Annotated in this window: 21 protein-coding genes; 13 read left to right on the forward strand and 8 right to left on the reverse strand. The window is 58.1% G+C overall.

Features of this window, described 5'->3' with window-relative positions; all coding sequences use genetic code 11:
• Window positions 1-2 precede the first annotated feature (2 nt).
• From gspH to gspM, 6 genes are read left to right on the forward strand one after another with little or no spacing between them, the layout of a single operon-like run.
• Window positions 3-542 (forward strand): type II secretion system minor pseudopilin GspH, encoded by a 540-nt coding sequence (gspH, locus tag DCH402_RS06025; protein ID WP_040000324.1) that lies wholly within the window; start codon window positions 3-5, stop codon window positions 540-542.
• A gap of 3 nt (window positions 543-545) precedes the next feature.
• Window positions 546-923 carry a type II secretion system minor pseudopilin GspI gene (gspI, locus tag DCH402_RS06030; protein WP_012769044.1) on the forward strand — a complete coding sequence of 126 codons (378 nt, stop codon included), beginning with the start codon at window positions 546-548 and terminating at the stop codon, window positions 921-923.
• Window positions 920-1,660: a type II secretion system minor pseudopilin GspJ gene (gene gspJ / locus DCH402_RS06035; protein ID WP_040000325.1), complete on the forward strand. Its 741-nt coding sequence runs from the start codon at window positions 920-922 to the stop codon at window positions 1,658-1,660. The genes gspI and gspJ overlap by 4 nt, the downstream gene beginning before the upstream one ends.
• Complete coding sequence (gene gspK, locus DCH402_RS06040) at window positions 1,657-2,721, forward strand: type II secretion system minor pseudopilin GspK (protein ID WP_040000326.1); 1,065 nt, start codon at window positions 1,657-1,659, stop codon at window positions 2,719-2,721. Before gspJ ends, gspK begins: the two co-directional genes overlap by 4 nt.
• Window positions 2,718-3,920 (forward strand): type II secretion system protein GspL, encoded by a 1,203-nt coding sequence (gene gspL, locus DCH402_RS06045; RefSeq protein ID WP_040000327.1) that lies wholly within the window; start codon window positions 2,718-2,720, stop codon window positions 3,918-3,920. The genes gspK and gspL overlap by 4 nt, the downstream gene beginning before the upstream one ends.
• A complete protein-coding gene (gspM, locus tag DCH402_RS06050; RefSeq protein WP_040000328.1) occupies window positions 3,917-4,405 on the forward strand; it encodes a type II secretion system protein GspM in 489 nt (162 codons plus the stop codon). The genes gspL and gspM overlap by 4 nt, the downstream gene beginning before the upstream one ends.
• Window positions 4,406-4,432: 27 nt before the next feature.
• Here gspM and DCH402_RS23245 read toward each other — a convergent pair whose 3' ends face one another.
• A complete protein-coding gene (locus tag DCH402_RS23245; protein ID WP_264085426.1) occupies window positions 4,433-4,555 on the reverse strand; it encodes a hypothetical protein in 123 nt (40 codons plus the stop codon).
• A 34-nt stretch (window positions 4,556-4,589) separates the two neighbouring features.
• On the opposite strand from DCH402_RS23245, the gene DCH402_RS06055 reads away from it, so the two are divergent.
• Window positions 4,590-5,441: a prepilin peptidase gene (locus DCH402_RS06055; RefSeq protein ID WP_040000329.1), complete on the forward strand. Its 852-nt coding sequence runs from the start codon at window positions 4,590-4,592 to the stop codon at window positions 5,439-5,441.
• Between the two features lie 258 nt (window positions 5,442-5,699).
• Here DCH402_RS06055 and ypdK read toward each other — a convergent pair whose 3' ends face one another.
• The gene (ypdK, locus tag DCH402_RS23360) at window positions 5,700-5,774 is read right to left on the reverse strand and encodes a membrane protein YpdK (protein ID WP_099327210.1); all 75 of its coding nucleotides are present in this window, start codon (window positions 5,772-5,774) and stop codon (window positions 5,700-5,702) included.
• 254 nt (window positions 5,775-6,028) lie between these two features.
• On the opposite strand from ypdK, the gene DCH402_RS06060 reads away from it, so the two are divergent.
• The 3 genes from DCH402_RS06060 to DCH402_RS06070 all read left to right on the forward strand — a co-directional run bounded on the left by DCH402_RS06060 (window position 6,029) and on the right by DCH402_RS06070 (window position 8,490).
• Window positions 6,029-6,262, forward strand: coding sequence for a YbaK/EbsC family protein (locus tag DCH402_RS06060; protein ID WP_040000330.1), 234 nt, complete (start codon window positions 6,029-6,031; stop codon window positions 6,260-6,262).
• A 242-nt stretch (window positions 6,263-6,504) separates the two neighbouring features.
• The gene (locus DCH402_RS06065) at window positions 6,505-7,080 is read left to right on the forward strand and encodes an RBBP9/YdeN family alpha/beta hydrolase (protein ID WP_040000331.1); all 576 of its coding nucleotides are present in this window, start codon (window positions 6,505-6,507) and stop codon (window positions 7,078-7,080) included.
• Between the two features lie 351 nt (window positions 7,081-7,431).
• Window positions 7,432-8,490: an alkene reductase gene (locus DCH402_RS06070; RefSeq protein ID WP_040000332.1), complete on the forward strand. Its 1,059-nt coding sequence runs from the start codon at window positions 7,432-7,434 to the stop codon at window positions 8,488-8,490.
• A gap of 36 nt (window positions 8,491-8,526) precedes the next feature.
• On the opposite strand, the gene DCH402_RS06075 is transcribed toward DCH402_RS06070, so the two are convergent.
• The 6 genes from DCH402_RS06075 to DCH402_RS06100 form a co-directional block, all read right to left on the reverse strand.
• Window positions 8,527-8,943, reverse strand: a complete 417-nt coding sequence (locus DCH402_RS06075) for a hotdog fold thioesterase (RefSeq protein ID WP_012769054.1) — start codon at window positions 8,941-8,943, stop codon at window positions 8,527-8,529.
• Window positions 8,944-8,982: 39 nt separating this feature from the next.
• Window positions 8,983-9,741, reverse strand: coding sequence for a 2,3-dihydro-2,3-dihydroxybenzoate dehydrogenase (dhbA, locus tag DCH402_RS06080; RefSeq protein ID WP_040000333.1), 759 nt, complete (start codon window positions 9,739-9,741; stop codon window positions 8,983-8,985).
• Window positions 9,738-10,613 carry an isochorismatase gene (locus DCH402_RS06085; RefSeq protein WP_040000334.1) on the reverse strand — a complete coding sequence of 292 codons (876 nt, stop codon included), beginning with the start codon at window positions 10,611-10,613 and terminating at the stop codon, window positions 9,738-9,740. Before DCH402_RS06085 ends, dhbA begins: the two co-directional genes overlap by 4 nt.
• A gap of 3 nt (window positions 10,614-10,616) precedes the next feature.
• Window positions 10,617-12,245, reverse strand: a complete 1,629-nt coding sequence (locus DCH402_RS06090) for a (2,3-dihydroxybenzoyl)adenylate synthase (RefSeq protein ID WP_040000335.1) — start codon at window positions 12,243-12,245, stop codon at window positions 10,617-10,619.
• Window positions 12,242-13,429, reverse strand: coding sequence for an isochorismate synthase (locus DCH402_RS06095; protein ID WP_040000336.1), 1,188 nt, complete (start codon window positions 13,427-13,429; stop codon window positions 12,242-12,244). The genes DCH402_RS06090 and DCH402_RS06095 overlap by 4 nt, the downstream gene beginning before the upstream one ends.
• Window positions 13,430-13,513: 84 nt before the next feature.
• Window positions 13,514-15,724 carry a TonB-dependent siderophore receptor gene (locus DCH402_RS06100; RefSeq protein ID WP_040000337.1) on the reverse strand — a complete coding sequence of 737 codons (2,211 nt, stop codon included), beginning with the start codon at window positions 15,722-15,724 and terminating at the stop codon, window positions 13,514-13,516.
• Window positions 15,725-16,037: 313 nt separating this feature from the next.
• On the opposite strand from DCH402_RS06100, the gene fes reads away from it, so the two are divergent.
• From fes to DCH402_RS22990, 3 genes are all read left to right on the forward strand, one after another.
• Window positions 16,038-17,330, forward strand: coding sequence for an enterochelin esterase (gene fes / locus DCH402_RS06105; RefSeq protein ID WP_040000338.1), 1,293 nt, complete (start codon window positions 16,038-16,040; stop codon window positions 17,328-17,330).
• A 35-nt stretch (window positions 17,331-17,365) separates the two neighbouring features.
• Window positions 17,366-17,584 carry an MbtH family protein gene (locus DCH402_RS06110; protein WP_040000339.1) on the forward strand — a complete coding sequence of 73 codons (219 nt, stop codon included), beginning with the start codon at window positions 17,366-17,368 and terminating at the stop codon, window positions 17,582-17,584.
• A gap of 51 nt (window positions 17,585-17,635) precedes the next feature.
• The coding region (locus DCH402_RS22990; RefSeq protein WP_040000340.1) for a condensation domain-containing protein at window positions 17,636-18,370 on the forward strand (735 nt) is incomplete at its 3' end.

Genomic DNA, 18,370 nt, shown 5'->3' on the forward strand with positions numbered 1-18,370 from the left:
TCGTGCGTCAGCGGGGATTCACGCTGCTGGAAATCATGCTGGTGGTGTTGCTGGCCGGTGTGGCCGCCACATTGGTAATGATGGCGATTCCTGCGCCGAAGCAGCAGGATAGCGGCTGGCAGATCGCCCGCTTCAAAGCGCAATTGCAGTATGCGGTAGAGGACAGCCAGATGAATGACCATATTCTGGGCATTTATATTCAGCCTCACCGCTGGCAATACGCCTTGCTACAGCGTCAGGTGGTGGAGAATTCGCCGGAAGAACAACAGCGTCTGCGCTATGTCTGGATACCGTGGCAACCGTACCGCATGTCGGTTCCCAGCGAGTTGCCGGACAGCTTTCACATCGAGCTGTCTACACAAGTCGGGGCCGCGGGAGACGGCACCGGTTTTTCCCCAGGCAACGGCGATCCTCATGTTCTGATTCTGCCGGGCGGCGAAGTGACGCCATTTCGTCTGACCTTGCGTAATGGCAACGATTCCGCCTGGTTACAGGTGGATACCAACGGTCAGGTGCACACGTCGCCGGAAGCGGAGCAGTAAGGGATGAAACAACAGGGAATGACGTTGCTTGAGGTGATGGTGGCACTGGTCATCTTTGCGCTGGCGGGTTTGACGGTGCTGAAAACGACGGCTCAGCAGGCGAATGGGTTGGGGCGCCTGGAAGAGAAGACCTTCGCACTCTGGATTGCAGAAAATCAACAGGCGGCGATGCGGCTGGAAAAACAGTGGCCGCAGAGCCAATGGGTCGATGGTGAAGTGAATTTCGCCGGTTCACTGTGGTTTTGGCGTATTCAGGGCATCGCCACGGCGGATACGCGGGTGCGGGCAATTGATGTTGAAGTTCGTCATGATCGCGACAGCCGGGCGGCGGATGCCGTCTTGCGCAGTTATCTGGTCCAGCCCGGAGAACCTGCGCAGTGAAGCAGCCTGAACGCGGTTTTACCCTGCTGGAAGTGATGCTGGCGCTGGCGATTTTCGCTGCGTTGAGTCTGGCTGCCTCGCAGGTGATGAACGGTGTGATGCGCAATGACGAGGCGTCTGCGCGTAAAGAGGCGCGTCTGGCCGAGTTGCAACGCGGTTTTTCCTTGATGGAGCGGGATTTTTCACAAATCGTTCCGCGCCGCAGCCAAGGGTATGAGCTGGGGTTTTACGCCGAGCGTTATCAATTAAGCAGTGCCGATTGGGCCGTCAGTTTTATTCGCAACGGCTGGCTCAACCCTCTGGGGATTATGCCGCGTTCTGAATTACAGCGGGTGGGATACCGGCTACGCGGCGATACGCTGGAGCGGCTGTTTTACGATTCCTCGGAACCGCTGTCGACGCAGGAACCGGCGGTACGCCCGGTGTTAACCGGCGTGACGGGGTTTGTTCTGCGCTTTTTCGGTAAGGACGGCTGGCAGGAGCGTTGGGATGACCCGGCCAATCTGCCGCAAGGTATCGCTATCGTTGTTACCTTACGCGATTACGGCGAGATTACCCGTATATTCCTGATCACGCCGCGCTACGCGGAGCCGCAACCCAAAGGCGGTCCGAACGATAATAACAGCGACGAAAATAAGGACCAACAGAATCAGGAGCAGCAACCACAGGAAAATAACGATTCGTCCGGCGATCAGAGTCAGGCCTCGCCGGATGATAACGGCGGAGGTGACTCGTGAGTCGTCGGCAACGGGGTGTCGCTTTGTTGATCGTGATGCTGATGCTGTCGTTGATGGTCACGATTGCGGCGTCTATTACCGAGCGCAGCGGCAAAGCGTGGCAGCGTACCAGCAATCTGTTGAATCGTACCCAGGCGCGTTGGTATGCATTAGGCGCAGAGGCGTTGATTTCCAACGTATTGCAGCGTGACGCGCAGGCCTCGCCGGAGAGTACCTTTATCGGTCAGCCCTGGTCAAAAGTGGATCACCAGATGATGGCGGACGGCACTGAAATTCGTGCTCAGGCGCTGGACGGGCAGGCATGTCTCAATCTGAACGCGTTGAGCCCGGCTAGAAAGCTGACGCCCAATAACGCATCCGGTAATAACACATCCGGTAATAACAATGCGGCTAACGGCAGTAGCGGCAACGGTAATTCGCCTCAGCCGCCCAAAGTCGGCACTTCTGAGCAAGTGCCTTATGCGGCACAGGTTTTTCGGCAGTTAATGATCGTACTGGGGGAAGACCCTAAGCAGGCGGAGCGTATAACCGACGCCTTACGGGATTGGCTCGACGAAGATAGCGAACCGTTGATGAATGGGGCGGAGGATGACAGCTATGTCAATTTTCATCCCGGTAATCAGCGTATGACGGACGTTACGGAATTACGGGCGGTCATGGGCATGGATGCGGCGTTGTACCGCCGGTTATTGCCTTACGTTTGCGTGTTGCCGGTGGATAAACTGGCGATTAACGTCAACACCCTGATGCCGGGCAGCGCGCCGCTATTATCGGCGTTATTTATGGGCGATATCAGTCTGGATATGGCCGAGCGTATTTTGCAACAACGACCGCCGCAGGGATGGCGCAATCTTAATGATTTTATGGGAATGTCGGCGCTGCCGGAAAGCGGCAAAAATGGCGCTCGTCAGGTGTTGGTTATCAAGAGCGACTGGTTCTTCGCCGACATTCAGATTCGGGTGGACGACAGTGAATTCTATCAACGCAGTCTGTTTCATCGCGGTAAACAGATCGAGGTGGTACAACGTCAGTACGGGGGATATAGGACGGTGAACCCATGAGTAAGGCAGAGAATACCAGCGGTAAACAGCAACTGATTCTGCGGCTGAGCGCAGATACTTCAGATAGCCTGGAATGGTTAATCTGGTCCGTCAGCCGCCATCAAACCCTGACGACAGGCAGCGGAACGCTGGAAAGCCTTCAGGCGGTGTTGGCGGATTATCCGGTGATATCGGCACGAGTACTGGTGCCGTCAACCGATGTGACATTTCATACCTTGTCTTTGCCGCGTCAATCACGCCGGCAATTATTACAGGCCATTCCATTCATGCTGGAAGAGCAGGTGGCGAGCGATATTGACCAACTGCATTTTGCCGTTATGGATATGCATGGGGATAACGCGACGGTGGCCGTGGTGCAGAAATCGCGATTGCGGGCATGGCTGAATCAATGCGAGACGCTGGGCGTTCCCGTAGAGACGGTGGTGCCGGATGTGATGGCATTGCCGCGAGCGGACAGCGCCTGGAGCGCCATCAGCCACCGGAATCTGTGGTTGTTTCGGCTGGATTCGGGTATCGGTATGGCGGCGGAGGAGAACTGGTATCAGTCGCTGCTGGCCGGCTTTCAGCCGCTGCCTGCCGTACACTGTTATAGCCCGGTACCCGCGTCGGCACTCACCTGGCAGCCTCAGCCGGTCACGGATTTATTGACGCTGGCGGCTCAGGTGAACTTGTCGATGAGTATGGATTTGCGGCAAGGGGAGTATGCGCCGGTGAAGCCCTGGAAACAGGCGTTGTTACCGTGGCGCAATGTGCTGATCGCGCTGTCCGCCTGGCTGTTGCTGGTGCTGGGGGAATCCGTCTGGACGCATTATCAGTGGTATCGCCAGGCGGATTACTGGCGTCAGGAGAGTGTGCGGGTGTATCGCAAGCTGTTTCCGGATGAGAAACAGGTGGTGAACCCACGCGCACAGATGCAGCGTCATTTACAGGAAGTGCGTGCCGGCGTCAGTGGTTTCGCGTTAACCGAACAGATGAACCGGCTGCAACAACTGGTTGCGCAGAATGAAGGCGTTTCGTTGCAGTCGCTGTCGTACGATCGCAGTCGTGATGAGTTGCGCCTCAGCCTGCGTGCCACCTCCTATGCGCAGATGGAACAGTTCCGCCAGCAGGCTCAGGCATATTTCCAGATCCCGCCGGGTGAAATGAAGCAGGAAAAAGATCATGTGGAAGGCCAGTTAACCTTAAGGAGTCAGCCATGAATGAATTGCGTCGTCGCTGGCAGGTAATGAGCCAACGCGAGCGGCTAATGGCACTGGCGTGTGGCGGTCTGGTCGTGTTATGCCTGTTGTATTATCTGATCTGGGCGCCCTGGCAGGAGAGTGCGCGGCAATGGCAAATGACTGTCGAACGTGAGCGCCAGACAGTGCGGTGGATGCAACAACAGGCGCCGCGATTGCCGCCGCCGGAAGGTGCGCGGCGGCAGATAGCCGGTCGCGATATCAGCCTGACGGTATTGGTGCCGCAAAGCGCGGTCCGCTACGGCATTACCGTGTTGCGTATGCAACCGCAGGAGTCGCAGGTGTCGGTGACGCTGGCCCGTAGCGATTTCAATAATCTGCTGCACTGGCTGGCTGAACTGGAGCAGAAAAACGGCGTCATCACCCAAGGGATAGATGTGACGGCCGTTCCCAACAGCCCTGGTATCGTAGAAGTCACCCGCCTGTCTCTGGAACGGGTGCTGTAATCGGCGCAATGGCTGTCCTGCCGGATATCAGGCAGGCGCATCGCGTAGCGCGAAGCCGTCATCGATAATCAGCCAGTCTGCGCGCTGGCGCGCAAAAAACGACGCCCGTTGCCTGCCTGTCTGGCAGGGGCGAATATATTGTGTCAGCATACCGGGTCATCAGGGATCGGAATGGGAGAACGACATGGATCTGATCGCCTTTGCCAACACATTCCCGCGTGTCTGGCTGCTCGCACTGTTGTTGCTGGGCCTGATTATCGGCAGTTTTCTCAACGTGGTGATTTATCGGCTGCCGCTCATGCTGGAGCGGAGTTGGCGGCAGGAGGCACGTTTTCACCTTGGTCTACCGGCTGGCAGGCCGCTTGCTCGTTATGATCTTTGCTGGCCGCCTTCTTCCTGTCCCCATTGCCATCAGCGACTGCGTATGCGCGACAACATTCCGTTGCTGAGCTGGATATGGCTGCGTGGGCGGGCGCATTGTTGTGGCGGCGCGGTGTCATGGCGTTATCCGCTAATTGAATTGCTGTCCGGGTTATCGTTTCTGCTGGCCGGCTTACTCTGGCAACCGGGGTTGGCGTTGCTGGGGGCATTGTTGTGTTTTGGCATATTGCTGGCGCTGGCGGCGATTGACGCCCGAACACAGTTACTGCCCGATGTGATGACATTACCGCTACTATGGGGCGGGTTATTGTTTAACCTGGCGGATACCTTTGTGCCGCTTGAACAAGCTGTTGTTGGTGCCGTGGCCGGTTATCTGTCGCTGTGGCTGATTTACTGGGCATTTCGTCTGCTGAGCGGACGCGAAGCGCTGGGACATGGCGATTTTAAACTATTGGCGGCGCTGGGAGCCTGGCTGGGCTGGCAGGCGCTGCCCAATCTGGTGTTGATTGCCTCGCTGACCGGTCTGACGGCGACGTTATTGTGGCGGCGGATACACCGCCTCAGCATGCAGCAACCGCTGGCGTTTGGCCCCTGGCTGGCGGTGAGTGGCGCGATGGGTCTGGTGCTGAATGTGCTGGGCGGCTGGAGCCATTGAACGGGTGATGTTCGGTGTGCGCCGCCTGATTACCGGGGCGGATCGTTATGCTAAACGGCACACCCTCGCATTCACAGCTTCGTGAGTTGTTGATTATTGTGACCGGCTTTTTGCTATAACTTGCTATAAAAAAGAAACAGGCTGGCAAGAAGGGCTGCCAGCCTGTCGTTTATTCGCCTTTCGTGTACTGATAATTATTTTTTGTTGTTGCTTCGGCAGGAGCCTTCTGCCGAAGTGGATGAGGAAACACCGTCAGGGTTATTCCAGCATCAGTAAAAAAGTGCCTACCCACAAAAACAGAATGAATGAAACGCCCATGAATAAGTACTTCACTGATTTCTCTCCAGCAATATCACGCCAGCAATGATTCCGATTGTGCGTTAACTTTCAGGAAGCGCCGGTGTTCGGGCGGTTCCCCAGTCACTGCTGCAGATGCAGGCAGATGATGGAATCGGCGCTAATCTACGCCGGGTCAGGGACGAAGTTCAAGGGGGATAACGTTAAATTCGGTGGGAATAGCATTAAAAAGCATTGACGACCAGACGAAAAGCCATGCTTTACCAGACTTGGGAGCAGCGGATCAGATTATGCAGACAAATACCACTTTTGAGCAGTTGTGCCGGCGTCTTGATCAGGCACAGGTGCGTTATCGGGTAGTGCATCACGACAGCGCCGGACGTTCGGAGGAGGTTGCCCGTATACGCGGCACCGAACTGGCATTCAATGCCGGTTCGTTAACGTGCTCGATGATTCTTAATACCGAGGATTATCGGCGTATCGCCTGTCCTCAGGAACTGCCGTTTTCCCGGTCTACTGCATGAATCAGCATATTATTCTGTAGCAACTGCAAGACATAAAAAGAAAAAAAGACTTTCTCCGGTAAGACAGGAAGTAATATAAATTGCTGTACTGAATCAGGATACAAATGAGGAATCCCGTGGTAGGCTGTAAGCCGGTACTGATATTGTTATCAGATTGTAATGGAAAGGGTGTAAGGGTGGCGATGTCGTTGAGGCTGTCCGCACAACTCTGACAGACAATCAACAGGGAGACACAGAACCTGATGCAGACAACAGAAGTAGACCAGCGCCTGATAGACATCGATTCGCGACTGACGATGGTGCTGGTGCCGGGATTGCGCGACAGTGACGAAGACCACTGGCAGAGCTACTGGGAACGTCGATTTCCGTTCTGGCGGCGTATCCGTCAGAAAGAGTGGTATCAGGCGGATTTGGATCGCTGGGTTCTGGCGATCCGTCGTGAACTGGCGACGTGCGAGCGTCCGGCCGTGCTGATTGGCCACAGCTTTGGGGCGCTGGCTGCCTGCCATGTTGTTCAGCAGGGTATGGAAGGTATCGCCGGCGTGATGCTGGTGGCGCCGGCAGAGCCGATGCGTTTTGAGATTGAAGACCGCATTCGGGCTGAACGGTTGGCCGTGCCGAGCCTGGCGTTTGCCAGTCACAACGATCCATTGATGACCTTTTCCCGTGCCGAATACTGGGCGCAAGCCTGGGGCAGCGATCTGGTGGATGTGGGGGAAGGCGGGCACATCAACGCAGAAGCCGGGTTTGGTAAATGGGAGTATGGCCTGCAAAGGCTGGCGGCGTTTGGTGAACAACTATTGCCTGCCGTTACCTGATATCGCCTGCCGTTACCTGAACCGGATTGTTTACCAACCTGTATGGCTTCGCGCGCGACCGCGGCAACATCGGCTATGTTCCGTCCGGGCTTAATATGCGTGTAAGAATGCGCGTACGATAGTGTCACACTCTGTGAGCATTTACCCTGTAACGTTACTCAGGGTATATAACCTGATACGTCGTCATAAGCACCAAATGATATGGCGACCGTCCCTTCAATGATGTTATATCCGTTGCGTTAACTCATCGCTGATACAACCTGCTATCACATTGCCGTTTGCTGGTAAGCCGCGGCGATGGATGTGTTCTTTGTTCACCGGTATCGATAATTAATAAAAAAGGAAAATGCTATGTCAGGTTTGTTTGATCCCATTCAGATTGGCGCCATCAAGGCGGAAAACCGTATCGTCATGGCGCCGCTCACCCGTATGCGTGCTTTCGACCAGCGGATCCCCGGTGCACTGTCGCAGGAATACTATGTCCAGCGTGCCAGTGCCGGGATGATCCTGACAGAGGCTACCGCCGTCACGCCACAGGGCGTTGGTTATCCGAATACGCCGGGGATCTGGTCGGATGAACAGATTGAAGGCTGGAGCCGCATTAATGCAGCGGTACACGCGGCAGGCGGTAAAATGGTGTTGCAGATGTGGCACGTGGGGCGTATTTCCGACCCGGTCTATCTGGAGGGTGAGTTGCCGGTCGCGCCCAGTGCTATCGCGGCGGAAGGTCATGTGGCGACGATTCGCCCGTACAAGTCCTATGTGGTGCCGCGTGCACTGGAAACGGATGAAGTCTCCGGTATTGTCGAAGACTTTCGTCAGGCGGCGGAAAACGCCAAACGCGCCGGTTTTGACGGGGTGGAAATCCATGCCGCCAACGGCTACCTGTTCGATCAGTTCCTGCATGATGGTTCCAACCAGCGTACCGACCAGTACGGCGGTTCCATCGCCAATCGGGTGCGCTTTCTGCTGGAGACGGTGGACGCAGTGCTGACCGTCTGGCCGGCGGATCGGGTTGGCGTGCACCTGAATACCATGTCCAATTCACACTCCATGCAGGATTCCGATCCGCAGGCGTTATTCGGTTATGTGGCTGAACAACTGAACGATCGCAAACTGGCGTTCATCTTTGTACGCGAAGCGCTGGATACGCCGCAGCGTATTCTGCCGCTGATTCGCAAACAGTTCAGTGGCGTGGTGATCGCCAACGATGGCCTGACCCGTGACGCCGCGGAGCAACTGTTGGCGGACGGCGAGGCGGACGCCGTGTCGTTTGGGCGCATCTACATTTCCAACCCGGATCTGGTTGAGCGCTTGCGTCGTGGTGCGCCGCTCAACGAGCTGAACAGCAACACGATTTATGGACCGGGCGCGGAAGGTTATACCGATTACCCGGTGTTGGCGGAGTAAAACCAACGAGGAGGCCATCGGCCTCCTTTGTCATCTTTACGGCTGAATCACCGCGGTGGTCAGCCGGGCGATACAGCAGCGCCGTTGGCGTTCGTCCAGAATCTCTATCTGCCAGACTTGCGTCTGGCGGCCCAGATGCAGCGGCTGGCAGATTCCCCGCACCTCTCCCTGTGCAACCGCCCGCAGGTGGCTGGCGTTAATCTCCACACCCACCACGCTGGCACCCGGTTCGGTGCACAGCCAACCCGCTACTGAACCGAGCGATTCCGCCAGCACCACCGAGGCGCCGCCGTGCAGCAGGCCGAACGGCTGCCGGGTGCGGGCATCTACCGGCAGGACTGCTTCCAGGCTGTTGTCTGTCATATGGGTAAAGCGAATCCCCAGGTGAGACAACATGCAGTCGTCACTCATCTGATTGAGCATGTCCAGCGTGGTAACGCGTTTCCAGATCATGTGCACTTCTCCATGAAAAACGGATGTCGGCGTATGGCGTTATGCACCCAGCGTGGCACCACCGTCGATCACCATATCCTGTAGCGTGATGTGGCCCGCCAGATCGGACGCCAGAAACAGCACCGTATCGGTGATATCGCGCGGACGGGCGATTTTGCCGAGCGGAATACCCAGTTTGAACTGTTCCGGGAAACCGGCGATGGTGTGTTGTTCCGACGTCGGTGAGTGCCACAAGCTGCGTTGCATCGGGGTATCGGTGGAGCCGGGCGACACCAGATTGCAGCGTACGCCGTAGGGTGCCAGCTCCAACCCGACGGTCAGGCACAGGCTGCGTAATGCCGCCTTGGACGCACAATAGGCCGCCATGCCGACCCGCGGCACGTGCGCCGCGTTGGAGCCGATGGAAACAATCGCGCCGCGGCGTTGCTGCTGAAACTGCGGGATCAGCGCCTGAAACAGGTGAAAAGCCCCGCCCGCGTTAACGTTCAGGCAATCCTGCCAGTCTTGCAGGCTGAGCGCTTCGGTCTGGCCCATACGCAGGATGCCGGCTCCGTTCACCAGCACATCCAGATGCGGCGTATGCGCCAACTCTCTTGCACAAACCTTCGCAACGGCGGCGGCATCGCCGATATCCAGTTCAATGGCGCGAAACGGCAGCTCGTCAGAGGAAAAAACACGATCGAATCCGGTGACGATCGCCCCCGCTTCGGTGAAACGGCAGGCGATGTCATAGCCGATGCCGCGCCCGGCACCGGTCACCCACACCTGTTTGCCGCTGAAATCCAGCGCGATGCTCATGCTTCCTCCGGTTGACGCTGGCTCAGCAACTGATGCCAATGACGTAGCGTGGGGTTTTTCACCAGTGCGACGAAATCCAGATCATGCCCCTGCTGACGCCAGCGGGTGACCAGCGACATGATGCGCACCGAGTCCAGCCCGTAATCCAGCAGGTTGTCGTCGTCGCCGATCTCGTCGTCGTCGTCCAGCAACGGCAGCAGTTCAGCGCGCAGGCGCGCCAGTCCGTCATCCGTTTGCGGCACGAGCGCGTCCAGCAGTTGCGCGCTGGTCAGTACCCGGCCGCAGCGACCGGCGGTATAACTCAGCGCCATCAGATGCTCTTCCTGGGAAAAATCCGCCAGTGCGTCGGCTACCATGAACGGTTTGATATCACGCATGAACGCATCGGTGGCCGTCGTCAGGCAGCCGATGTGCGCGTATACCCCGCAAATAATCAACTGGTCGCGGCCTGCGGCGTTCAACCGTTGCTCCAGGTCGGAACGGTGGAAGGCACTGTAACGCCATTTCACCAGCACGGTGTCGTCGGCGTCCGGCGTCAGGGCCGGGGTAATTTGCTGCTGCTCCGGGTGACGGTTCAGGCCCGGTCCCCACATGTCGTTGAGCAGCGCCCGGTCGGCGTCGCTCTGCTGGTTGGGTTGCGCGGTATAAAACACCGGAATGCCCTGCCGGCGGCACGCCTGCCGAATGCGCGTGACGTTGGCGATCAACCGTTCGGTCAGCGGGCTGTTTTCTCCCCAGAAATTGAGAAAATAGTTCTGCATATCGTGAATCAGCAACGCGGCGCGTGTGGCGTCAACCGGCCAGTTGACCTTGTTGACCGGTAAATGTTCCTCGCCGGGAAGCGGGTAGGCGTTTAGTTTTGGAATAGCCATGATTTATTCTCCTGCAGTGGCCGCCGCTACGCGCTGTTGCGCCAGCTGGCGTAGCCGCTGTTTATCGACTTTACCCACCGCGGTTTCCGGCAGGGTGGGGAGTTGTTCAAATCGGTCCGGTAATTTGTAGTCGGCGATGCCTTGCTCGCGGAGATGACGACGCAACGCCGCCGCTTTGAGCGGTTCGCGGGTGACCAGAAACGCACAGCTTTTCTCGCCCATCATCGGGTCAGGCACCGCCACCAGCGCGGCGTTGATCACCGAAGGGTGACGAAGCAGCAGGTTTTCGATCTCTTCAGCGGCAATCTTTTCCCCGCCACGGTTGATCTGGTCTTTTTCACGCCCGACCACTTGCAGGTAGCCGTCCGCCTGTTGGATCACCAGATCGCCGGAACAGTAGAAGCCCTCGGCGTCAAAAACCTGGTGGTTGTACGACGGGCTGCGGTAGTAGCCGCGGAAGGTATAAGGCCCGCGCGTCATCAGGCGGCCCGGTTCACCGTGCGGCAACGGATTGCCGTCGGCATCGGCTACCCATACTTCGTCATCGTCGCTGATAGGCCGGCCTTGCGTCGTGAAGCGGTGGACATCGTCATCATCCAGCCGGGTGTAGTTCACCAGCCCTTCCGCCATGCCGAACACCTGTTGCAACTGACAGCCCAGTTCCGCCGGTATGCGTCGCGCCAGTGATTCGCTTAACCGCGCGCCGCCGACCTGCAATACGCGCAGGCTCGCCAGCGCGCGGCGATCGCCGGATAACGCCACCGCTTCCAGCCACAGCGTGACGGCGGGCGGCACCAGCGCGGTCAGCGTGATGCGGTGCCGTTCAATCAGCGGGAAGCAACAGGTTGGGCTGGGATCGCCCGCCAGCACCACCGTACCGCCGGCATAGAACACCCCTAGCGCCCCCGGTGAACTGAGCGGGTAGTTATGGGCGGCGGGCAGGGCGCACAGGAAACGGGTGTGCGCATCCACCTGGCAAATATCTACGCTGCCGCGAATGCTGTAGTAGTAATCGTTGTGCGTGCGGGGAATCAGTTTGGGGGTGCCGGTGCTGCCGCCGGAAAGCTGGAAAAACGCCACCTGATCGGCAGGCGTCGGCGTAGCGTCCATCGGGGCGCCGTCTTCCTGTAACAGTTGCGCCAGCGATAACGCCGAGCCGGCGTCGCCACGCAGGATCACCTGTTGCAACGACGGGCAACGTTGGCGTAGCTCGTCGATAAAGCGGTCATCGGTAAACAATGCATGGCTACGATCGGCGATTAACAGCGTGGGGGCGATCTGGTCGGCATAGGCGCACAGCTCGCTGCGCTGATGGCTGAACAGGGCGTTCACCGGCACAATGCCGGCACGCAGCAGCGCGAAGTAAGTCAGGTAGAACTCGGCAACATTGCCCAGTTGTACCAGCGCGGTTTGCCCCGGCGTGACTCCCCGGCGTTGCAGCGCGCCGGCCAGTTGCGCCACCCATTGGTTCATCTGGCGGTAACTGAACGTGCGGTCGCCGTCGATCAAGGCGGTATCGTCATTGTCGGCGTGCCGGGTGAGAATGTCGCCCAGCGGCACATCCAGCCAGTAGCCGCGTGCACGATAGCGCTGTTCCAGCTCGGGTGGCCAGCGGGTGAATTCAATCATCATGCTGCGCACTCCTGATCCTGTCGCAGACCAAATGCACGCAGCATGGTGCTCAATTTAACGCCGGTTTCGTGCCATTCAGACACCGGTTGAGAGTCCGGCACGATGCCGGCGCCGGCAAACAATCGAACCCGATTTTGCCGCACTTCGCCGCAGCGAATGGTGACCACCCATTGGCCGTTGCCTTCATCGTCGCACCATCCGACGATGCCGCCGAACAGACCTCGTGTGAACGGCTCCAGTTGGGCGATGCGATCGCGGGCGGCTTCGAACGGCACACCACACAACGCCGGGGTAGGATGCAGCAGACAGGCAATAGACAGCGCGTTTTCCTGTGCGTCCAACACTTCGCCTTGAATCCGGGTCGCCAGGTGCCACAGTACCGGCGTGTTCAGCAGTTCCGGCGTGTCCGGAATGGTCAGCGCCCGACAGCGTGGCGCCAGCACCTGCCGGATATCATCGGTGACCAGCCGGTGTTCGTGGCGATCCTTGGTTGAAGCCATCAGCATACGGCGCAGGCGTTGATCTTCCACCGGATCGTCGCTGCGACGGGCTGAGCCGGCCAGTGGCTGCGACACAATGTGGTTGCCCTGCTTATGCAGCAGCAATTCCGGGCTGGCACCCAGCAGCGCACCCTGTTCCAGCGGCACATGAAAATTGTAGCTCCAGGGATTTTGCTGATTAAGCTGTCGAAACAGATGAAGTGAATCCAGCGGCTGGTCGGCATCGATATCCAACAAGCGGGACAACACGATTTTCTTCAGCTCACCACTGCGGGTAGCGGCAACGCCGGCGCTGACCATCTGGCAAAACGTATCATGCTCCGGTACTTCGCGTATCTGGCGCACCCTTATCGGCGCGACGGTGAGGGGCGCTTGTTGCAGTGTATCGCGTGTGAACCAGCGTGATTGTTGCGGTACGAACAGACGGGCGGGCTGGCGTTTGTCGAACGGGATAGCGCCCACCAGCAGCGGCCGGGCGATGCCGTCCTGCCGGGCACGGGCAAACAGCGTTTTTACCTGCTGCTGAACGTCGCTTTGCAGATGACCGCCGTCTGCCACGGCCGTCGACAAGGCGGCGTAACATCCACGGGCATGCAGGCTGTTGTCGGGAGACAGAAACAGAAAATCATCGTGCTGAAGCGTGCGGGCATCCAGCGATGAAGAGGTGGCTGCGAGCGTTGACACGGGGTTTATTCCTTATGTCGGAGTGGAACAAAATGGTGGCGCGCAGGCGTCACCGCAGGGCGGGAATCCCCGCCCTGCTGCGTATTACCAGCTGTAGTTGACGGTTGCGACGACCGTGCGGCCGCTACCGTAGAAGCAGGCGGTGTCGCCGCCGCATGACGCCACGTAGCGCTTGTCGGTCAGGTTGTTGACGTTCAGTTGCACGGTGGTGCCTTTCAACTGCGACGCAAGCGAGCCCAGTTCGTAGCGCGCCATCGCGTCGTACAGGGTGTAAGCCGGTACTTTGAAGCCCTCGGCGTTATCGCCGTAGGTTGAGCCGACGTAGCGCACCCCGGTGCCGAGCGTGACGCCTTTCAGCGGACCATTCTGGAAGCTGTAGCTACCCCAGGTCGAGGCGGAATGGCGTGGAATGGCCGACGGTGCTTTGTTGATCTGGTTGGCGGTGTTGCTTTCCTTGGTGACCGCATCGGTATAGGTGTAGGCCGCCATCAGGCTGATTTCCGGCGTCAGTTGCGTGTGCACTTCCGCTTCCGCCCCTTTGGATTTCACCTTGCCGATCTGCTCGTTGTATTGGGTCACGCTGTTGTACGAGGTGATGTTTTTCTGCGTGATGTCAAACAGTGAGACGGTCAGCAGGGTATTGCTGCCCCTGGGCTGGAACTTGATGCCGACCTCGGTTTGTTCGCCGGTCGTCGGTTTAAAGGCCGGAGTGCCCGGGGCACCGGAATCCAGGTTGGGTTCGAACGAGGTGCTGTAGCTGACATACGGCGAAATGCCGTTGTCGAAGGCATAAAGCAACCCGGCACGACCGGTGAATTTGCTGTCGTCTTGCTGCGTTGTGGTGCTGGTGGTGCGGTCCTGTGTGCGTATTTCGCTCCAGTCATGACGACCGGACAACAGCAGATTCCACTGATTCCATTCCATTTGGTCTTGCAGATAAACGCCAACCTGATCGAGTTTTTTCTTGTAAGACTGGTTCAGTGCTAACTGACTGTCGCTAACCAGATAAGAACCGCCGTAGCTGGGGTTCGCCCAGTCAAAGTTGTATCGGGAGCCGCTGTTGCGCCAGTAGTTGTAATCACGATCCTGCCATTTGTAATCGAGGCCGCTCAACAAGGTATGCTGGATATCACCGGTTGCGAGTTTGACTTTGATCTGGTTATCCAGCCCGATTTCATCGGCGTCCAACTCCTCACGAACCTGACGACGGGAGAGCGAAGTGTCGGAAATTTCCGGGTTGCTCCAGGTATAAACCAGATACTTGTAGCGCTCCCTCAACTGGGAGTAGCGGAAGTTTTGCTGGAAGGAAACATTGTCGCTAAAGGAGTGATCGAAAATATAACCGAGGCCGATCTGTTCGCGTTTTGAACGATTGTAGTTAGGATCGCTGACGTTCAGATCACGCGGAATATAACCTGCGCTGGCTTCAGTCACGGTGCCGATCCTGGGTAGGAAGTTGCGGTAACCGGCCTGTGGATCGTTCTGGTAACTGGTCAGCAAGGTAAAGCTGGTGTCGCTGTTCGGCAGCCAGGTGATCGCAGGCGCGATGGCGACACGTTTCTCTTTGTAATCGTTAACGAATTCATCACGGGTGCTGGCGACGCCGTTGAGGCGATAGAGCAGCGTTTTGTCGTCGTTGAGCGCGCCGCCGAAATCAAACGCCGCTTCGCCCAGATGCTGATTGCCGGCGCTGAATTGCACTTTGCGGATAGTTTCGGCGGTCGGGCGCTTGCTGGTCATGCTGATAAGCCCGCCGGGATTCACCTGTCCATACAGTACCGACGCCGGGCCGTGCACCAGCTCTACCCGCTCCAGTAGCCAGGGATCCATTTTCCCCAGCGCCGCCCCCTGACCGCTCAGGCCATAACTCAGACCATCAAGGAATTTCGGTGCGTAGCGGAAGCCACGGGCAATCACTTCATCGTTGCGGTTGGAAGAACCGCGGTAGTTGGCGACCACGCCGCTGGAGTAATTCAGCGCATCAGACACGGAGGAAACCGCCTGCGCGTCCATCTGGTCGCGGGTGACCACGGTGACCGATTGCGGGGTTTTGATCAGCGGCGTGCTGGTTTTGGTGCCGGAGGCGCTTTCTTTCGCCACGATACCTTTCAGCGGTGCAGTAACGCTTTCGCCGGCGGTGGCGGAGACCACCATGGTATCGGTGTTGGTGGTGGTTTCCGCCGCCTGTGCCTGTGCCGCTACCAGCAACGTGGATGCCAGCACAACCGGCATGGCGTTTTTATTTTTCTGCCAAGACTTTAGTTTTATTAATTGTTTATTCCTGGTGCTACGCATCAGTGATCCTCTCCTGTGAAAGACCTTATTTTTTATGTGTTTCAGGCTCTGAATTCCCCGGCCTTGTCATTCATCTCACTCAATCAATTAATTAACTTTAAATTCATATTGTTAATTTTAAATCTCGTGCTCTGTGACTGAGGTATGGGTTTTTGTATCCCGATAAACATCGGGATTTGCATCTTATTGCAAATGTAAATGGTTCTCAATATTATTTCAATTGTCTAAAGAACTGTAAATTTCCAAATGGACACATTAGCACTGTTAATTAAATGTAAGTGAAACGTAAAGGGGAATGCCCCAGGAGGTTTTGATGCCGACAGCACAGCCGTCAGGTTTCGCCGCAACACTTTTGTCATCGCCTCAGGCAGGGGACGATGCCTGGTGGCAACAGATCGCCAGACTGGGAACACCGCTGGTGGAAATGCTGGATGCCGGGCAGGTGCGGGCCACCTTTCTCTGGCGCGACCCGAATGGTGACGAGAGCCATTCCGCTATCCAGCGGGTGTATGCCGATATCAACGGCGTCACCGATCACCACAGCACCGACCCGCAGAGCCTGGAACGACTGCCCGGCACCGACATTTGGCACTGGTCGATGGTCCTTGAGCATGACTGGCGCGGCAGCTATTCCCTGATTCCGATTGCGGCGACGCAACTGCCGCCCGTGTTTAGCGACGATGAGTTGCAGCGTGACGAGCAGCAGCGGGAGTGGTGGTGTTCGCTGTTCCCCTGCGCCATCGCCGATCCGCTCAACCTGAGTCGGCCGTGGGGGGAACAATTATCGGCCGCGCATATGCCGGCCGCGCCGTCACAGCTGGCCTGGCAGGCGGTGGACAAGGGTTCGGCGTTGCCGCCGGACGCCGCCCGGCTGACGGTATTTGACTGGAAGAGCGAACAGCTCGGCAACCAGCGGCGTATCTGGTTGTACACCACCGGTGTCAGCGATGAACCGGCGCAACGGCCGCTCTGCATCGTGCTGGACGGGCAAAAATGGGCCGAAGAGACACCGCTGTTTACCGCACTGGATGCGGAGACCGCAGCGGGGCATCTGCCGCCCGCCGTTTGGTTGTTTATTGACGCGATTGACGGGGAAACCCGTTGTCGGGAACTGCCGTGCGATGCCGCGTTCTGGCAGGCCGTGCAGCAGGAGTTGTTGCCGCAGACGGCGCGTCTGGAACCGTTTAGCAACGACCCGGATCGTACGGTGGTATCCGGGCAGAGTTATGGCGGACTGGCGGCGCTGTACGCCGGTCTGCACTGGCCGCAGCGTTTTGGCCGCGTCTTAACGCAATCCGGGTCGTTCTGGTGGCCGAACCTGCAATTCATCACCGACTTCGACCAACGCGACACGCTGGAACCCGGTGTGCTGGTGATCGAAGTGCGACAGAGCGGTCGGACGGCATCGCCGCTGGTGATCTTTCAGGAAGCGGGGCGACGTGAAGCGGATATCGCCTTCGTTAATCAACAGATGCATGAGGCGCTGATCGCGGCGGGGCATCAGGTTCACCAGCGCGTGTATGCCGGCGGGCATGACACCCTGTGCTGGCGCGGCGGCTTGATGGATGGCTTCCGCTGGCTGCTGAACAACGGCAACGCCCGATAACGCGCGACAACCCTATATCACACGAGGTAACCACAATGAGTCAGGAACAACTAAATCCGTTTGACGATGAGCGTCTGACGTTTCTGGTACTGGTCAACGAGCAGCAGCAATACAGCCTGTGGCCCGAGTTTGCCGTCGTACCGGCGGGGTGGCAGCCGGTTTTCGGGCCGCAATCCCGCGCGGCGTGCATCGCCTATACCGAAACGCACTGGCAAGACATGCGTCCAGCCAGTCTGCGGGCCCGCGAAGCCTAACCGGCGTTCCCCAGTCAGGAATGTTTCCGTCGACGGAGTAAGGAAAACAACGTGTCAGAGCGACTTAACGAAGCACAATCACCCAATGAAGCGCAATCATCCAATCAAGCACAATCACCTAATGAAGTGCAATCATCCAATCAAGCCGATACATCCGGCCGGTCAACGCCTTCCCACCCATTAACGCCGGCGCATCCGGCGGGGACGCTGGAACTGCCGCTGGTGGCGGCTCAGCCCGGTATCTGGATGGCTGATCAGATTGCCAGTCAGCCGAATACGTTTACGGTGGCACATGCGCTGGAACTGAACGGCCCGGTCATTCCGGCTCATCTGTCAGCGGCGATTCGTCAGGGGCTGGCGGAAGCGGATACGGTACAGGCGCGCTTTGGCCTGAATGATCTCGGTGAGCCGGTGCAGTGGTTACCGTCTGCGCCGGGCGTTGCGGAGATTCGCGAACCGGAATGGCGGGATTTCTGCGATCCGGCGCAAGGCGAACAGGCAGCCTGGGCGCTGATGCGCGCAGATCTGGCGGCACCGCTGCCGGCCGATGGCGGGCAACCGCTGTACCGGCAGGTGATCATGCAGGTATCGGCGCAGCCGGAACGGTGGTTCTGGTATCAGCGTTTTCATCACCTGATGGTGGATGGCTTCAGTTTTGATGCGCTGACCCGGCGGATCGTGACGATTTACAACGCCCTCCGCGCAGGTGACGCGCCGCAGGCGTCGCCGTTTACGCCGTTTGCCGAGGTGGTGGCGGAGTATCAGGCGTGGGACAACTCGCCCGCC

The sequence above is a fragment of the Dickeya chrysanthemi NCPPB 402 genome, from assembly GCF_000406105.1.
Taxonomy (GTDB): domain Bacteria; phylum Pseudomonadota; class Gammaproteobacteria; order Enterobacterales; family Enterobacteriaceae; genus Dickeya; species Dickeya chrysanthemi.